Annotated in this window: 14 protein-coding genes; 11 read left to right on the plus strand and 3 right to left on the minus strand. The window is 51.9% G+C overall.

Translation table 11 applies throughout. The features are described from left to right. The first annotated feature begins 20 nt into the window (after positions 1 to 20). The 8 genes from lepA to shoB all read left to right on the plus strand — a co-directional run bounded on the left by lepA (position 21) and on the right by shoB (position 7,029). Entirely contained in the window at positions 21 to 1,820 is a 1,800-nt protein-coding gene (lepA, locus tag AABJ99_RS06410; protein ID WP_000790168.1) for a translation elongation factor 4, read from the plus strand. Between the two features lie 15 nt (positions 1,821 to 1,835). Beyond that, complete coding sequence (gene lepB, locus AABJ99_RS06415) at positions 1,836 to 2,810, plus strand: signal peptidase I (RefSeq protein ID WP_000002542.1); 975 nt, start codon at positions 1,836 to 1,838, stop codon at positions 2,808 to 2,810. A 272-nt stretch (positions 2,811 to 3,082) separates the two neighbouring features. Continuing rightward, positions 3,083 to 3,763: a ribonuclease III gene (gene rnc / locus AABJ99_RS06420; protein ID WP_001068343.1), complete on the plus strand. Its 681-nt coding sequence runs from the start codon at positions 3,083 to 3,085 to the stop codon at positions 3,761 to 3,763. Beyond that, a complete protein-coding gene (gene era, locus AABJ99_RS06425) occupies positions 3,760 to 4,665 on the plus strand; it encodes a GTPase Era (RefSeq protein ID WP_000063883.1) in 906 nt (301 codons plus the stop codon). The genes rnc and era overlap by 4 nt, the downstream gene beginning before the upstream one ends. An 11-nt stretch (positions 4,666 to 4,676) precedes the next feature. Then, positions 4,677 to 5,405 (plus strand): DNA repair protein RecO, encoded by a 729-nt coding sequence (gene recO / locus AABJ99_RS06430; RefSeq protein ID WP_000399393.1) that lies wholly within the window; start codon positions 4,677 to 4,679, stop codon positions 5,403 to 5,405. 11 nt (positions 5,406 to 5,416) lie between these two features. Continuing rightward, on the plus strand, positions 5,417 to 6,148 hold the full coding sequence (pdxJ, locus tag AABJ99_RS06435) for a pyridoxine 5'-phosphate synthase (protein WP_039020976.1): 732 nt from the start codon (positions 5,417 to 5,419) through the stop codon (positions 6,146 to 6,148). After that, positions 6,148 to 6,528 (plus strand): holo-ACP synthase, encoded by a 381-nt coding sequence (gene acpS / locus AABJ99_RS06440; RefSeq protein WP_000986047.1) that lies wholly within the window; start codon positions 6,148 to 6,150, stop codon positions 6,526 to 6,528. Before pdxJ ends, acpS begins: the two co-directional genes overlap by 1 nt. A 420-nt stretch (positions 6,529 to 6,948) precedes the next feature. After that, a complete protein-coding gene (gene shoB / locus AABJ99_RS06445) occupies positions 6,949 to 7,029 on the plus strand; it encodes a type I toxin-antitoxin system toxin ShoB (protein ID WP_000128779.1) in 81 nt (26 codons plus the stop codon). 193 nt (positions 7,030 to 7,222) lie between these two features. Here shoB and yfhL read toward each other — a convergent pair whose 3' ends face one another. Further along, on the minus strand, positions 7,223 to 7,483 hold the full coding sequence (gene yfhL / locus AABJ99_RS06450; protein WP_001196294.1) for a 4Fe-4S dicluster ferredoxin YfhL: 261 nt from the start codon (positions 7,481 to 7,483) through the stop codon (positions 7,223 to 7,225). Positions 7,484 to 7,538: 55 nt separating this feature from the next. Continuing rightward, positions 7,539 to 8,387 carry a MurR/RpiR family transcriptional regulator gene (gene yfhH / locus AABJ99_RS06455; protein ID WP_338387519.1) on the minus strand — a complete coding sequence of 283 codons (849 nt, stop codon included), beginning with the start codon at positions 8,385 to 8,387 and terminating at the stop codon, positions 7,539 to 7,541. Positions 8,388 to 8,595: 208 nt separating this feature from the next. Between yfhH and yfhb the strand changes: the two genes are divergently transcribed. Continuing rightward, the gene (yfhb, locus tag AABJ99_RS06460) at positions 8,596 to 9,231 is read left to right on the plus strand and encodes a phosphatidylglycerophosphatase C (RefSeq protein WP_000190661.1); all 636 of its coding nucleotides are present in this window, start codon (positions 8,596 to 8,598) and stop codon (positions 9,229 to 9,231) included. A gap of 57 nt (positions 9,232 to 9,288) precedes the next feature. After that, the gene (gene tadA / locus AABJ99_RS06465; protein ID WP_039020985.1) at positions 9,289 to 9,792 is read left to right on the plus strand and encodes a tRNA adenosine(34) deaminase TadA; all 504 of its coding nucleotides are present in this window, start codon (positions 9,289 to 9,291) and stop codon (positions 9,790 to 9,792) included. On the opposite strand, the gene mltF is transcribed toward tadA, so the two are convergent. Continuing rightward, the gene (mltF, locus tag AABJ99_RS06470; protein WP_039020974.1) at positions 9,789 to 11,345 is read right to left on the minus strand and encodes a membrane-bound lytic murein transglycosylase MltF; all 1,557 of its coding nucleotides are present in this window, start codon (positions 11,343 to 11,345) and stop codon (positions 9,789 to 9,791) included. The two genes, tadA and mltF, sit on opposite strands and share 4 nt — an antisense overlap. A gap of 257 nt (positions 11,346 to 11,602) precedes the next feature. Between mltF and purL the strand changes: the two genes are divergently transcribed. Further along, positions 11,603 to 15,490 (plus strand): phosphoribosylformylglycinamidine synthase, encoded by a 3,888-nt coding sequence (purL, locus tag AABJ99_RS06475; protein ID WP_000970070.1) that lies wholly within the window; start codon positions 11,603 to 11,605, stop codon positions 15,488 to 15,490. Positions 15,491 to 15,837: the final 347 nt, after the last annotated feature.

Genomic DNA, 15,837 nt, shown 5'->3' on the forward strand with positions numbered 1-15,837 from the left:
AGGCACAATAATCATACTTTATGAAGAATATACGTAACTTTTCGATCATAGCTCACATTGACCACGGTAAATCGACGCTGTCTGACCGTATTATCCAGATCTGCGGTGGCCTGTCTGACCGTGAAATGGAGGCGCAGGTTCTCGATTCCATGGATCTTGAGCGTGAGCGTGGCATTACCATCAAAGCGCAAAGCGTGACGCTGGATTACAAAGCGTCTGACGGCGAAACCTATCAGCTTAACTTTATCGACACCCCGGGCCACGTAGACTTCTCCTATGAAGTTTCCCGTTCGCTGGCGGCCTGTGAGGGTGCATTGCTGGTGGTCGACGCCGGGCAGGGCGTAGAAGCGCAAACCCTGGCAAACTGCTACACCGCGATGGAAATGGATCTCGAAGTAGTGCCGGTACTGAACAAGATTGACCTGCCGGCAGCTGATCCTGAACGCGTAGCAGAAGAAATTGAAGATATCGTTGGTATCGACGCCACCGACGCAGTGCGCTGCTCAGCGAAAACCGGCGTTGGTGTGCAGGACGTTCTCGAACGTCTGGTGCGCGATATTCCGCCGCCGGAAGGCGATCCGGAAGGCCCGTTACAGGCGCTAATTATCGACTCCTGGTTCGACAACTACCTGGGCGTTGTTTCACTTATCCGTATTAAAAACGGCACCCTGCGTAAGGGCGACAAAGTGAAAGTCATGAGTACCGGGCAGACCTATAACGCCGACCGTCTGGGGATTTTCACGCCGAAGCAGGTTGACCGCACTGAACTGAAATGCGGTGAAGTTGGCTGGTTGGTATGTGCGATCAAAGACATCCACGGTGCACCGGTAGGCGATACCTTAACACTGGCGCGTAATCCGGCAGAAAAGGCGCTGCCTGGCTTTAAGAAAGTCAAACCGCAGGTTTACGCAGGCTTGTTCCCGGTAAGCTCTGACGACTATGAAGCCTTCCGTGACGCGCTGGGCAAACTCAGCCTGAATGATGCCTCACTGTTCTATGAGCCGGAAAGCTCCAGCGCGTTGGGCTTTGGTTTCCGCTGCGGCTTCCTCGGCCTGCTGCACATGGAGATCATTCAGGAACGTCTGGAACGTGAATACGATCTGGATCTGATCACCACTGCGCCGACCGTAGTGTATGAAGTTGAAACTACGTCAAGAGAAGTTATTTACGTCGACAGCCCATCGAAGCTGCCAGCGGTAAATAACATCTACGAACTGCGCGAGCCGATTGCAGAGTGTCACATGCTATTGCCGCAGGCATATCTCGGTAACGTTATTACGCTGTGCGTAGAAAAACGTGGCGTACAAACCAACATGGTTTACCACGGTAACCAGGTAGCGTTGACCTACGAGATCCCGATGGCTGAAGTGGTGCTCGACTTCTTCGATCGCCTGAAATCTACCTCGCGTGGTTATGCGTCTCTGGATTACAACTTCAAACGCTTCCAGGCGTCCGACATGGTACGTGTAGACGTATTAATCAACGGTGAACGTGTTGATGCGCTGGCGCTGATCACCCACCGTGATAATTCGCAAAACCGTGGTCGCGAGCTGGTGGAAAAGATGAAAGATCTGATCCCACGCCAGCAGTTTGATATCGCCATTCAGGCTGCGATTGGTACGCACATCATTGCGCGCTCCACCGTGAAACAGCTGCGTAAAAACGTACTGGCTAAATGTTATGGCGGCGATATCAGCCGTAAGAAAAAGCTGCTGCAGAAGCAGAAAGAAGGTAAGAAACGCATGAAGCAGATCGGTAACGTCGAGCTGCCGCAGGAAGCGTTCCTCGCCATTCTGCACGTCGGCAAAGACAACAAATAACCCTTAGGAGTTGGCATGGCGAATATGTTTGCCCTGATTCTGGTGATTGCCACACTGGTGACGGGCATTTTATGGTGCGTGGATAAATTCTTTTTCGCACCTAAACGGCGGGAACGTCAGGCAGCGGCGCAGGCGGCTGCCGGTGACTCACTGGATAAAGCAACGCTGAAGAAAGTTGCGCCGAAGCCTGGCTGGCTGGAAACCGGTGCTTCTGTTTTTCCGGTGCTGGCTATCGTATTGATTGTGCGTTCGTTTATTTATGAACCGTTCCAGATCCCGTCAGGCTCGATGATGCCGACTCTGTTAATCGGTGACTTTATTCTGGTAGAAAAGTTTGCTTACGGCATTAAAGATCCTATCTACCAGAAAACGCTGATCGAAACCGGTCATCCGAAACGTGGCGATATCGTGGTCTTTAAATACCCGGAAGATCCAAAGCTTGATTACATCAAGCGTGCGGTGGGTTTACCGGGCGATAAAGTCACTTACGATCCGGTTTCAAAAGAGCTGACGATTCAGCCGGGATGCAGTTCCGGTCAGGCGTGTGAAAACGCGCTGCCGGTCACCTACTCAAACGTGGAACCGAGCGATTTCGTTCAGACCTTCTCGCGCCGTAATGGTGGGGAAGCAACCAGCGGATTCTTTGAAGTGCCGAAAAACGAAACCAAAGAAAATGGAATTCGTCTTTCCGAGCGTAAAGAGACTCTGGGTGATGTGACGCACCGTATTCTGACAGTGCCGATTGCGCAGGATCAGGTGGGGATGTATTACCAGCAGCCAGGGCAACAACTGGCAACCTGGATTGTTCCACCGGGCCAATACTTCATGATGGGTGACAACCGTGACAACAGCGCGGACAGCCGTTACTGGGGCTTTGTGCCGGAAGCGAATCTGGTAGGTCGGGCAACGGCTATCTGGATGAGTTTCGATAAGCAAGAAGGCGAATGGCCGACTGGTGTGCGCTTAAGTCGTATTGGCGGCATCCATTAATAGCTTATCTTCGTTCACGTTGTCGCCGTTATGGCGACAACGTGAATTATTTATGAGATAAATCTCCTGTGGCTAACGACATCCCCCGTCGTTGTGTATAGAATATTCCCCCGAAGTTTAAGGTTGGCACCTCCAGGTTGCCACGGCACACGAAACAGCGTTGGTCCCCATATACCGGTAAACTGAAACTGCAGCGAAGCAGTTAGCAGAGCCATGTATATCAGGTCTGTTTCGTGTGCTGAATTGTTGACGCATTTATTTATTGGTATCGCATGAACCCCATCGTAATTAATCGGCTTCAAAGGAAGCTGGGCTACACTTTTAATCATCAGGAACTGTTGCAGCAGGCATTAACCCATCGTAGTGCCAGCAGCAAACATAACGAGCGTTTAGAATTTTTAGGCGACTCTATTCTGAGCTACGTTATCGCCAATGCGCTTTATCACCGTTTCCCTCGCGTGGATGAAGGCGATATGAGCCGGATGCGCGCCACGCTGGTCCGTGGCAATACGCTGGCTGAACTGGCGCGCGAATTTGAGTTAGGTGAGTGCTTACGTTTAGGGCCAGGTGAACTTAAAAGCGGTGGATTTCGTCGTGAGTCAATTCTCGCCGACACCGTCGAAGCATTAATTGGTGGCGTATTCCTCGACAGTGACATTCAAACCGTCGAGAAATTAATCCTTAACTGGTATCAAACCCGTCTGGACGAAATTAGCCCAGGCGATAAACAAAAAGATCCGAAAACGCGCTTGCAAGAATATTTGCAGGGTCGCCATTTGCCGCTACCGACTTATCTGGTAGTCCAGGTACGTGGTGAGGCGCACGATCAGGAATTTACTATCCACTGCCAGGTCAGCGGCCTGAGTGAACCGGTGGTTGGCACAGGTTCAAGCCGTCGTAAGGCTGAGCAGGCTGCCGCCGAACAGGCGTTGAAAAAACTGGAGCTGGAATGAGCAACGATAAAAGTTACTGCGGATTTATTGCTATCGTCGGACGTCCGAACGTTGGCAAATCCACATTGTTGAATAAATTGTTGGGGCAGAAAATCTCCATCACCTCCCGCAAGGCGCAGACAACTCGTCACCGCATTGTGGGGATCCATACTGAAGGCGCGTATCAGGCGATCTACGTCGATACCCCAGGCCTGCATATGGAAGAAAAACGCGCCATTAACCGCCTGATGAACAAAGCGGCGAGCAGTTCCATTGGCGACGTTGAGCTGGTGATTTTTGTCGTTGAAGGCACCCGCTGGACGCCGGACGATGAAATGGTGCTCAACAAACTGCGCGATGGCAAAGCGCCGGTAATCCTCGCGGTGAACAAAGTGGATAACGTGCAGGAAAAAGCCGATCTGCTGCCGCATTTACAGTTCCTGGCAAGCCAGATGAACTTCCTCGATATCGTGCCGATCTCTGCCGAAACCGGGCTGAATGTCGACACTATCGCGGCAATCGTGCGTAAGCATCTGCCTGAAGCGACCCATCACTTCCCGGAAGATTACATCACCGATCGCTCACAGCGTTTTATGGCGTCTGAAATCATCCGCGAAAAACTGATGCGTTTCCTCGGCGCTGAACTGCCGTACTCCGTGACCGTGGAGATCGAACGTTTCGTCTCTAACGAACGCGGTGGTTATGACATCAACGGTTTGATTCTCGTTGAGCGTGAAGGGCAGAAGAAGATGGTTATTGGCAACAAAGGGGCCAAGATCAAAACCATCGGGATTGAAGCGCGTAAAGACATGCAGGAAATGTTCGAAGCGCCTGTTCACCTTGAGCTGTGGGTAAAAGTGAAATCCGGTTGGGCCGACGACGAACGCGCACTGCGCAGTCTCGGTTACGTTGACGATCTTTAAGAGTAACTCCGATGGAAGGCTGGCAGCGCGCATTTGTCCTGCATAGTCGCCCGTGGAGCGAAACCAGCCTGATGCTGGACGTCTTCACGGAGGAATCGGGTCGCGTGCGTCTGGTTGCCAAAGGCGCACGCTCTAAACGCTCTACTCTGAAAGGTGCATTACAGCCCTTCACTCCTCTCTTGCTACGTTTTGGCGGGCGTGGCGAAGTCAAAACGCTGCGCAGTGCTGAAGCTGTCTCGCTGGCGCTGCCATTAAGCGGTATCACCCTTTACAGTGGTTTGTACATTAACGAACTTCTCTCCCGCGTGCTGGAATACGAGACGCGCTTCTCTGAACTCTTTTTCGATTACTTGCACTGCATTCAGTCTCTTGCAGGTGCCACTGGTACGCCAGAACCCGCGCTGCGCCGCTTTGAACTGGCACTGCTCGGTCATCTGGGTTATGGCGTCAATTTTACCCATTGTGCGGGTAGCGGCGAGCCGGTAGATGACACCATGACGTATCGTTATCGCGAAGAAAAAGGGTTTATCGCAAGCGTCGTTATCGACAATAAAACGTTCACTGGAAGGCAGTTAAAAGCGTTAAACGCGCGGGAATTTCCTGACGCAGATACACTACGCGCCGCGAAACGCTTTACCCGCATGGCGCTTAAGCCGTATCTTGGCGGTAAACCATTAAAGAGCAGGGAACTGTTCCGGCAGTTTATGCCTAAGCGAACGGTGAAAACACATTATGAATGATGAGGATTGTCATGGCTGAATTACTGTTAGGCGTCAACATTGACCATATTGCAACGCTGCGTAACGCACGTGGTACTGCTTACCCGGATCCGGTGCAGGCGGCGTTTATTGCTGAGCAGGCGGGGGCGGATGGCATTACCGTGCATCTACGTGAAGATCGTCGCCACATTACCGACCGCGACGTGCGCATCCTGCGTCAGACGCTGGATACCCGCATGAATCTGGAGATGGCGGTGACCGAAGAGATGCTGGCGATCGCCGTTGAAACAAAGCCGCATTTTTGCTGCCTGGTACCGGAAAAACGTCAGGAAGTAACAACCGAAGGCGGCCTGGACGTCGCAGGGCAGCGTGAAAAAATGCGCGGTGCCTGCAAACGTCTGGCAGATGCCGGGATCCAGGTTTCTCTGTTTATCGACGCCGATGAAGAGCAGATCAAAGCTGCGGCAGAGGTTGGCGCACCGTTTATCGAGATCCACACAGGTTGCTATGCTGATGCCAAAACTGACGCCGAACAGGCGCAAGAGCTGGCGCGTATCGCCAAAGCCGCGGCCTTTGCCGCAAGTCTCGGTCTGAAAGTTAACGCTGGTCACGGTCTGACCTATCACAACGTGAAAGCCATTGCCGCCATTCCTGAGATGCACGAACTGAATATCGGTCATGCCATTATTGGTCGTGCAGTGATGACCGGATTGAAAGATGCGGTGGCAGAAATGAAGCGTTTGATGCTGGAAGCGCGTGGCTAATGGCAATATTAGGTTTAGGCACGGATATCGTGGAGATCGCTCGCATTGAATCGGTGATCGCCCGATCCGGTGAGCGCCTGGCACGCCGCGTATTAAGCGATAACGAATGGGCAATCTGGAAAACGCACCACCAGCCGGTGCGTTTTCTGGCGAAACGCTTTGCCGTAAAAGAAGCCGCAGCAAAAGCGTTTGGCACCGGGATCCGCAATGGTCTGGCGTTTAATCAGTTTGAAGTATTTAACGATGAGCTTGGTAAGCCACGGCTGCGACTGTGGGGCGAGGCATTAAAACTGGCGGAAAAGCTCGGCGTTGTAAATATGCATGTAACGCTGGCAGATGAACGCCACTATGCTTGCGCCACGGTAATTATTGAAAGTTAAAATAATACCGTTCTCTTTAAAAAGTAAAACCCCCGAACTGGTAAGGAACAGGGGGGTTACTTTACAACTTTAATTTTGTGCAGCACACGATTCCAACGGAAATGATTATGGATCAATTTCGTTATCCTGTACAAGCAACTTGCAATCTCTGACATAAAAAACGCGAGCCTTTACGAAGACATCGACATTGATGAAAAGATTAACGTGACCGCTTTTTGATAAGTACATTAGAATCGGCGTCGTTATTGGATATTTTGCTGTGTTCTACGCCATGCCACTGAATTCCCCCATTGAAACGAGTGGTGTCGTCAAAGCTCTGGTGTGGAGTGCGGCACTCGATTCCAATAACTCGCACGTTCAGTTTTGGGGAGATGTAAGGGCTAATCTGAACGGCTGCATTCCTTGTTTAAGGAAAAACGAATGACTGATTGCCGATACCTGATTAAACGGGTCATTAAAGTCGTCATTGCTGTTTTACAGCTGATCCTTCTGTTCTTGTAACACCAGGAAACGTACTTAAGGCGCGTCAGGTTAACCAGCCAGGCGCGCCTTTAATAATTATAAATAAATGTCTGGGCAGATATTATATAAATTCATTTGGTGAATAATTATGCTAATGTCATCAATTAAATAAATATAATGGCGTTAAGGCTTTCCTGTAAAATAATTAATACTCTACTTCCAGAGCAAAATATTAAATTTTATCCGCGTGGTGCATCAGCACAAATTTATCCCACAACTGTTCTTCTGTCTCGACATGCGCCGGATCTTTCACAATAGTATTAGGGATCGGGCACACCTTCTGGCAGGTGGGCGTCTCGTAGTGGCCTACGCATTCGGTACACTTATCGCTGTTAATCTCGTAGATATGTTCACCCATCGAAATCGCCTCATTCGGGCATTCGGGTTCACACATATCACAATTGATGCATTTTTTAGTGATTAACAGCGCCATAAGGAAACTCTCAAAACAACACAAACCGGGCGGGCATTATACGCGCATTCTTTACTCAAACCAGTTTTTTCACCAGCGCTTCACTATGACGAATACGTTCTGGTGCCAGCTCCAGATCTTGCTGAATCAGCGCAATGAACAGTAAATCCGTTAACATTCCCTGAGCGTGACAAGCAGAGATTGCAGCACTGTTTGTCGCTTGTTCTTCGGCAATGGTATACAGGCAGTGAGAAGCGCGTTGTTGCAGGGCATTGGGAGTAAAGCCGGTAATTGCCATCACTTTTCCGCCCACTCGCAGCATCTCATCTGCCGCCAGGTTTAACTCGCGTCGTACACCGGTGTAGGAAATGGCTAATAACAGATCGTCAGGGGACGACGCCTGGACTGTGGCGAGTAGCGCATGCATATCGCGCACTGCGGCGGCATTGAAGCCAATCTTCATCAGCTTCCAGGCAAAGTTTTGCGCCACCAGACCCGAAGCGCCAATACCGGTCAGAATTATCCGCCGCGCAGAGTGCAACATTGCCACGCCTTCATGTAGTTTCTCTTCACTATTAACGTTTAGCGTTGCGTACATGGCGGCAGTATTTTCTTTAATCAGTTTTTCGCCGACCAGCCGTAACGGATCATCACCACGGATTTGGTTATGAATGGGCACAGAAGGGGATTCCGGCTGGCTTGCCAGCGCTTCACTCAACGCCAACTTCAATGCCGGAAAACCTTTATAGCCGAGTTTTTGCGCGAACTTCACGACGCTGGACTGACTGACTCCGGCTTCGTTGGCCAGTTGCTGAGAGCTTAAATGGCGCGCCGTATCAGGTTGTAGCAGCAGATAATCCGCCAGTTTTTTATCACTCTGGGCAAGCCCCTGGTAACGCTGACGGATACGAAGTAAGCCGTTCATATCTTTCCTCGCGATGAAATTATGGCGACAACAGGCAATATGAAACACACGCGAGTGAATTTTATATTCCATTGCTGCTAATTGCCATGAATTAAAAATTCCAGATAGCCATGATGCAGTCGATTGTTGCCGGAAAAGTGATGATCTATCTGTTAGGCTATGTAGTAGCGAAGATTAATCAGGATGTTTCAGTCCAGAGGAGTATGGTTTGGCAACTCACGAGCGTCGTGTGGTGTTTTTTGACTTAGATGGAACATTGCATCAGCAGGATATGTTCGGCAGTTTTTTGCGTTATTTACTGCGTCGCCAACCGCTGAATGCATTACTTGTCCTGCCGTTGTTGCCGGTCATTGCCATCGCGTTATTGATAAAAGGTCGTGCAGCACGCTGGCCGATGAGTCTGCTTCTTTGGGGATGCACTTTTGGTCACAGTGAAGCGCGCTTACAAGCGTTGCAGGCCGATTTTGTGCACTGGTTTCGCGACAATGTTACCGCTTTTCCGCTGGTTCAGGAGCGTTTGACTACCTACCTGTTAAGTTCCGATGCGGATATTTGGTTGATCACAGGATCTCCGCAGCCGCTGGTTGAAGCGGTTTATTTCGATACGCCCTGGCTGCCGCGGGTTAATCTTATCGCCAGCCAAATTCAGCGTGGCTATGGTGGTTGGGTATTGACGATGCGTTGTCTGGGACATGAAAAGGTCGCGCAACTGGAGCGCAAAATCGGCACGCCGCTGCGGCTGTACAGTGGCTATAGCGACAGTAATCAGGACAACCCGCTGCTTTATTTCTGCCAGCATCGTTGGCGGGTAACCCCGCGCGGTGAACTCCAGCAACTGGAATAGAGTAAAGCATAGCGTACGTGTATAATGCGCCGCGCTTTTATAACCGGAGTTTTCTTTTTGTCTGAAGTCGAATTTAGCCACGAATACTGGATGCGTCACGCGCTGACGCTGGCGAAGCGTGCATGGGATGAGCGGGAAGTGCCGGTCGGCGCGGTATTAGTGCATAACAATCGTGTTATTGGCGAAGGCTGGAACCGTCCGATTGGTCGACATGATCCCACCGCACATGCAGAAATCATGGCTCTGCGGCAGGGCGGTCTTGTGATGCAAAATTATCGTCTGATCAACGCCACATTGTATGTCACGCTTGAGCCATGTGTGATGTGCGCCGGAGCGATGATCCACAGTCGTATTGGTCGCGTGGTCTTTGGTGCGCGTGATGCGAAAACGGGAGCTGCGGGATCTTTAATGGATGTGCTGCACCATCCGGGTATGAATCACCGAGTGGAAATTACGGAAGGAATACTGGCGGATGAGTGCGCGGCGTTGCTCAGTGACTTCTTTCGCATGCGCCGACAGGAAATTAAAGCGCAGAAAAAAGCGCAATCCTCGACGGATTAATTTTGTTTCTCTTCACTCCCTTTCCTCGAAAACAGCAGAGAGGGAGAGTGGGTCAAATAGTTTGATGACGACTGGGAAAGAAACGAGAGAAAAGGAAATTTCTCTTTGCCCAGCTCAGTTGGCGATACTGCCGGATAATCCTGCGCCAGTTGTATCGCCGCTTCTGTAGCCTGCTTCTCTTTCTCTTGCAGATAACCCACCAGGCTAATCTGATACTTACGAATATTTTCGACATAAGCGTAGGCTTCATGCCCACGTGCGTAGCCGTAAGTCAGCTTGCTGTAATAGGGTTTCTGGCTAAGTAAAGGCAGGCGCTGTTTCACGTCAGCCCAACTGTCAGGATTACCTTTAGTTTTTGCCGTCAGGGCGCGGGCATCCAGCATATGCGCATAGCCCATATTGTACGCGGCGAGGGCAAACCAGATCCGTTCGTTCTCCGGCACACTTTCCGGCACTTTACTCATCATATCCTGCAAATAACGCACACCGCCGCTGATGCTCTGTTCGGCATCGGTACGATCCGTAATGCCGAGGCTTTGTGCGGTATTTTTGGTTAACATCATCATGCCACGCACACCCGTCGGGGAAGTGGCCTGTGCATCCCAGTGCGATTCCTGATAAGCAATAGCGGCCAGCAAACGCCAGTCAATTTCTTCGGCGTACTTCTCAAACAGCGGTTTCAACTGCGGCAGTACGGTATCGACGGCGCGTAAAAACGTGCGCGTATCGACGTAATCAAAATCATCGCCATGCCCCAGGTATTTCTCTTCAATGCGTGCCAGCGTGCCGTCTTCATTCATTTCGTTGAAGAAGTCGAGCAGAGCGGCAGAAAGGGTATTATCGCCATCTAACGGGCTAAACCATGTCACCGGCTGTTCGTCGGTGATATCAAGCGCTACAGCGAGTTCCGGGTGAACGCGCTGAAACAGGCTGATGGCGACAGAATCAGCAATGGTGTAACCGAGTTTTCCTTCGATGACATCTTCCATTAGTTCTGCTGAGCCTTTTTTGTCGTCTACCTTCCAGCTTAATTCCGGGAATTTTGTTTCTTTCAGGGTCTGGAGATCGTTAACCACCACATGGCCTGGTGCGATGGTAAGTTGCTCCGCTGTCAGATTGCCCAGCGTACGCGGGCGATACTGACCCACTTTATAAACCAGTTGTTGTGACACGGAATAGTAGGTAGGGCCAGGCTGATAGTTTTTTACCCGCTCACTGTTATAAACCAGTCCTGCAGCCAGCAGATCGGCGTTGCCGTTATCGAGGTCGTCAAACAGCTGGCTGATATTCTGCCGCACGGTCACTTTCAGTTTTACGCCGAGGTACTCGGCAAACTGTTTCGCCAGTTCGTAATCCAGGCCAAAAGGTTTCCCGTTGATTTCGTTATAAGTCAGTGGGGTATGAATAGTGCTCACACGCAACTCTCCCCGCGCTTGAATGGCGGCGATACGGTTGTCGGCTTTACCAAACCAGGGAATGGATGGCCAGAGAGCGACCGCGAGCAGCAGTGCCAGAATGCCGATGAACAGATAATTAATCTTTAATTTTTTCAATTAGTTAATTCTCTGTGTCGTGCGCACCCCAGCTTGAAAAAACGTAATAATAGTGAAAGGTTTACTCATAAATGAGCGGCATTTTGCGTAAACCAGCGCCAGTTGGCAACTTATTACAGCCATTGGCGGCACGCGTTGCTAATTCACAATGGTGATTTTATTTCCACGCAAACGGTTTCGTCGGCGCATCAGATTCTTTATAATGACGCCCGTTTCCCCCCCTTGGGTACACCGAAAGCTTAGAAGACGAGAGACTTATGATGGAAATTCTGCGTGGTTCGCCTGCATTGTCGGCATTCCGAATCAACAAACTGCTGGCACGTTTTCAGGCTGCCAGGCTCCCGGTTCACAATATTTACGCCGAGTATGTCCATTTTGCTGACCTCAATGCGCCGTTAAACGATGATGAGCACGCACAACTTGAACGCCTGCTGAAATATGGCCCGGCACTCGCCAGCCACGCCCCGCAAGGTAAACTCCTGCTGGTGACCCCGCGTCCTGGTACCATCTCTCCCTGGTCTTCGAAAGCGACCGATATCGCCCATAACTGCGGGCTGCAACAGGTAAACCGCCTTGAGCGCGGCGTTGCTTACTATATAGAAGCCGGTACGCTGACCCATGAACAATGGCAGCAGGTGACCGCTGAACTGCACGACCGCATGATGGAAACGGTCTTTTCTGCTTTAGATGATGCAGAGCTGCTGTTTGCACACCATCAACCGACTCCGGTCACCAGCGTTGATTTGCTGGGGCAGGGCCGTCAGGCGCTAATCGACGCTAACCTGCGTCTTGGCCTGGCACTGGCGGAAGATGAAATCGACTATCTGCAGGATGCATTCACAAAGCTGGGTCGTAACCCGAACGACATCGAGCTGTATATGTTCGCTCAGGCGAACTCTGAGCACTGCCGTCATAAAATTTTTAACGCCGACTGGATTATCGACGGAGAACAACAGCCGAAATCGCTGTTCAAGATGATCAAAAACACCTTCGAAACCACGCCGGATCACGTTCTCTCTGCTTATAAAGATAACGCCGCCGTAATGGAAGGTTCTGAAGTGGGCCGCTACTTTGCTGACCACGAAACGGGCCGCTACGATTTCCATCAGGAACCGGCGCACATTCTGATGAAAGTCGAAACCCACAACCACCCAACGGCGATTTCTCCGTGGCCGGGCGCAGCTACCGGTTCCGGCGGTGAAATCCGCGATGAAGGTGCCACCGGCCGCGGCGCGAAGCCGAAAGCTGGCCTGGTCGGTTTCTCCGTATCCAACCTGCGTATTCCTGGCTTTGAACAACCGTGGGAAGAAGATTTCGGTAAGCCTGAGCGCATTGTCACTGCGCTGGATATCATGACCGAAGGCCCGCTGGGCGGCGCAGCATTTAACAACGAATTTGGTCGTCCGGCACTGAACGGCTACTTCCGTACCTATGAAGAAAAAGTGAACAGCCACAACGGCGAAGAGCTGCGTGGGTATCACAAACCGATCATGCTGGCGGGTGGGATCGGCAATATTCGCGCCGATCACGTACAAAAAGGCGAGATCAACGTCGGTGCGAAACTGATCGTTCTCGGCGGCCCCGCAATGAACATCGGTCTTGGCGGCGGCGCGGCGTCTTCCATGGCGTCTGGTCAGTCTGATGCCGACCTCGACTTTGCTTCCGTACAGCGCGATAACCCGGAGATGGAGCGTCGCTGTCAGGAAGTGATCGATCGCTGCTGGCAGCTTGGCGACGCGAACCCGATTCTGTTTATCCACGACGTCGGCGCGGGTGGTCTTTCTAACGCCATGCCGGAGCTGGTGAGCGACGGCGGGCGCGGCGGTAAATTTGAACTGCGCGATATCCTGAGCGACGAACCGGGCATGAGCCCGCTGGAAATCTGGTGTAACGAATCCCAGGAACGCTACGTGCTGGCAGTTGCTGCCGATCAGTTACCGTTGTTTGACGAACTGTGTAAGCGTGAGCGCGCACCGTACGCGGTGATTGGTGAGGCCACCGAAGAATTACATCTTTCTCTGCACGATCGTCATTTTGATAATCAACCCATCGATCTGCCGCTCGACGTACTACTTGGCAAAACGCCGAAGATGACCCGCGATGTGCAAACGCTGAAAGCGAAAGGCGACGCGCTGGCCCGTGAAGGGATCACCATCGCTGACGCGGTGAAACGTATGTTACATCTGCCGACTGTGGCGGAGAAAACCTTTCTGGTGACCATCGGCGATCGCAGCGTAACCGGCATGGTGGCGCGCGATCAGATGGTGGGTCCGTGGCAGGTGCCGGTCGCTAACTGCGCAGTCACTACCGCCAGCCTCGACAGTTACTACGGTGAAGCGATGGCAATAGGCGAACGTGCGCCAGTTGCACTGCTGGATTTCGCCGCTTCTGCCCGCCTGGCGGTCGGTGAAGCGTTAACTAACATCGCCGCTACGCAGATTGGCGATATCAAACGCATTAAACTTTCCGCTAACTGGATGGCGGCAGCAGGTCATCCAGGTGAAGACGCGGGCCTGTATGAAGCCGTTAAAGCGGTGGGCGAAGAGCTTTGTCCGGCGCTGGGCCTGACGATTCCGGTGGGTAAAGACTCCATGTCGATGAAAACCCGCTGGCAGGAAGGTAGCGAAGAGCGCGAAATGACGTCGCCGCTTTCGCTGGTGATTTCTGCATTTGCCCGCGTGGAAGATGTACGTCACACCATCACGCCGCAGCTTTCTACCGAAGATAACGCACTGCTGCTGATTGATTTAGGCAAAGGCAATAACGCGCTGGGCGCAACGGCGCTGGCGCAGGTTTATCGTCAGCTTGGCGACAAACCGGCAGATGTACGCGATGTCGCGCAACTGAAAGGCTTCTATGACGCGATTCAGGCGCTGGTTGCACAGCGTAAGCTGCTCGCGTATCACGACCGCTCTGACGGTGGCCTGCTGGTGACGCTGGCGGAAATGGCGTTTGCCGGTCATTGCGGTATTGAAGCGGATATCGCCACTCTGGGTGACGATCGCCTGGCGGCGTTGTTTAACGAAGAACTGGGTGCGGTGATTCAGGTTCGAGCCGCTGACCGTGAAGCAGTTGAAGCGGTACTGGCACAGCATGGGCTTGCTGATTGCGTCCATTATGTTGGGCAGGCGGTTTCCGGTGACCGTTTTGTAATTACCGCCAACGGGCAGACTGTATTCAGCGAAAGCCGCACCACGTTGCGTGTCTGGTGGGCAGAAACTACCTGGCAGATGCAGCGCCTGCGTGACAATCCGGAGTGTGCCGATCAGGAACATCAGGCGAAATCTAACGACGCCGATCCGGGCCTGAATGTGAAACTGTCGTTTGATATCAACGAAGATGTGGCAGCACCGTATATTGCCACTGGTGCGCGTCCGAAAGTTGCCGTGCTGCGTGAGCAGGGGGTGAACTCGCATGTTGAAATGGCGGCAGCTTTCCACCGTGCAGGCTTCGATGCAATCGATGTGCATATGAGCGACCTGCTGGCTGGACGCACGAGCCTGGAGGATTTCCACGCTCTGGTAGCGTGCGGCGGATTCTCCTACGGTGACGTGCTGGGGGCTGGTGAAGGTTGGGCGAAGTCTATCCTGTTCAATGACCGTGTACGCGATGAGTTTGCAACCTTCTTCCACCGTCCGCAAACGCTGGCGCTGGGGGTATGTAACGGTTGTCAGATGATGTCTAACCTACGCGAACTGATCCCAGGTAGCGAGTTGTGGCCACGTTTCGTGCGTAACACCTCCGATCGCTTTGAAGCGCGTTTCAGCCTGGTAGAAGTGACCCAAAGCCCGTCTCTGCTGTTGCAAGGGATGGTGGGTTCGCAGATGCCGATTGCTGTCTCTCACGGCGAAGGACGCGTGGAAGTGCGCGATGCGGCGCATCTGGCGGCACTGGAAAGCAAAGGGCTGGTGGCACTGCGCTATGTCGATAACTTCGGCAAAGTCACTGAAACCTACCCGGCTAACCCGAACGGTTCTCCGAATGGTATTACGGCGGTCACGACTGAAAGTGGTCGAGTCACCATTATGATGCCGCACCCGGAACGTGTTTTCCGTACTGTCAGTAACTCCTGGCATCCGGAAAACTGGGGCGAGGATGGCCCATGGATGCGTATTTTCCGCAATGCGCGTAAGCAGTTGGGGTAAGTCGTCAAACTATTGGTTTTGCTGCCCGGATGTGGCATTCACGCCGCATCCGGCATTAAACGCCGACCACTATCATAAGCTCCCAGCTCCGGGAGCTTTTTTTGTGTCTGTAAATCACGACAATGGGTGGTTTACTGTGTTGCTTTTTGGCGACATTTAATTGATTGATTTTATTTGGATCTAATAAATTTATCTTAAGGTGTCTCTTTTTAGCGACACAATGGCTGATTTACACCCAAATAGCGAAGAAGTCATAAATCCATCAAAACAACGTATAATCAGTACGTTACCAAACTATTTTATTTATTGGCACAGTTACTGCATAATAGTCATCAGTGGCTCATTCA

The organism is Escherichia coli, from assembly GCF_036503815.1.
In the GTDB taxonomy this organism is placed as follows: domain Bacteria; phylum Pseudomonadota; class Gammaproteobacteria; order Enterobacterales; family Enterobacteriaceae; genus Escherichia; species Escherichia coli_F.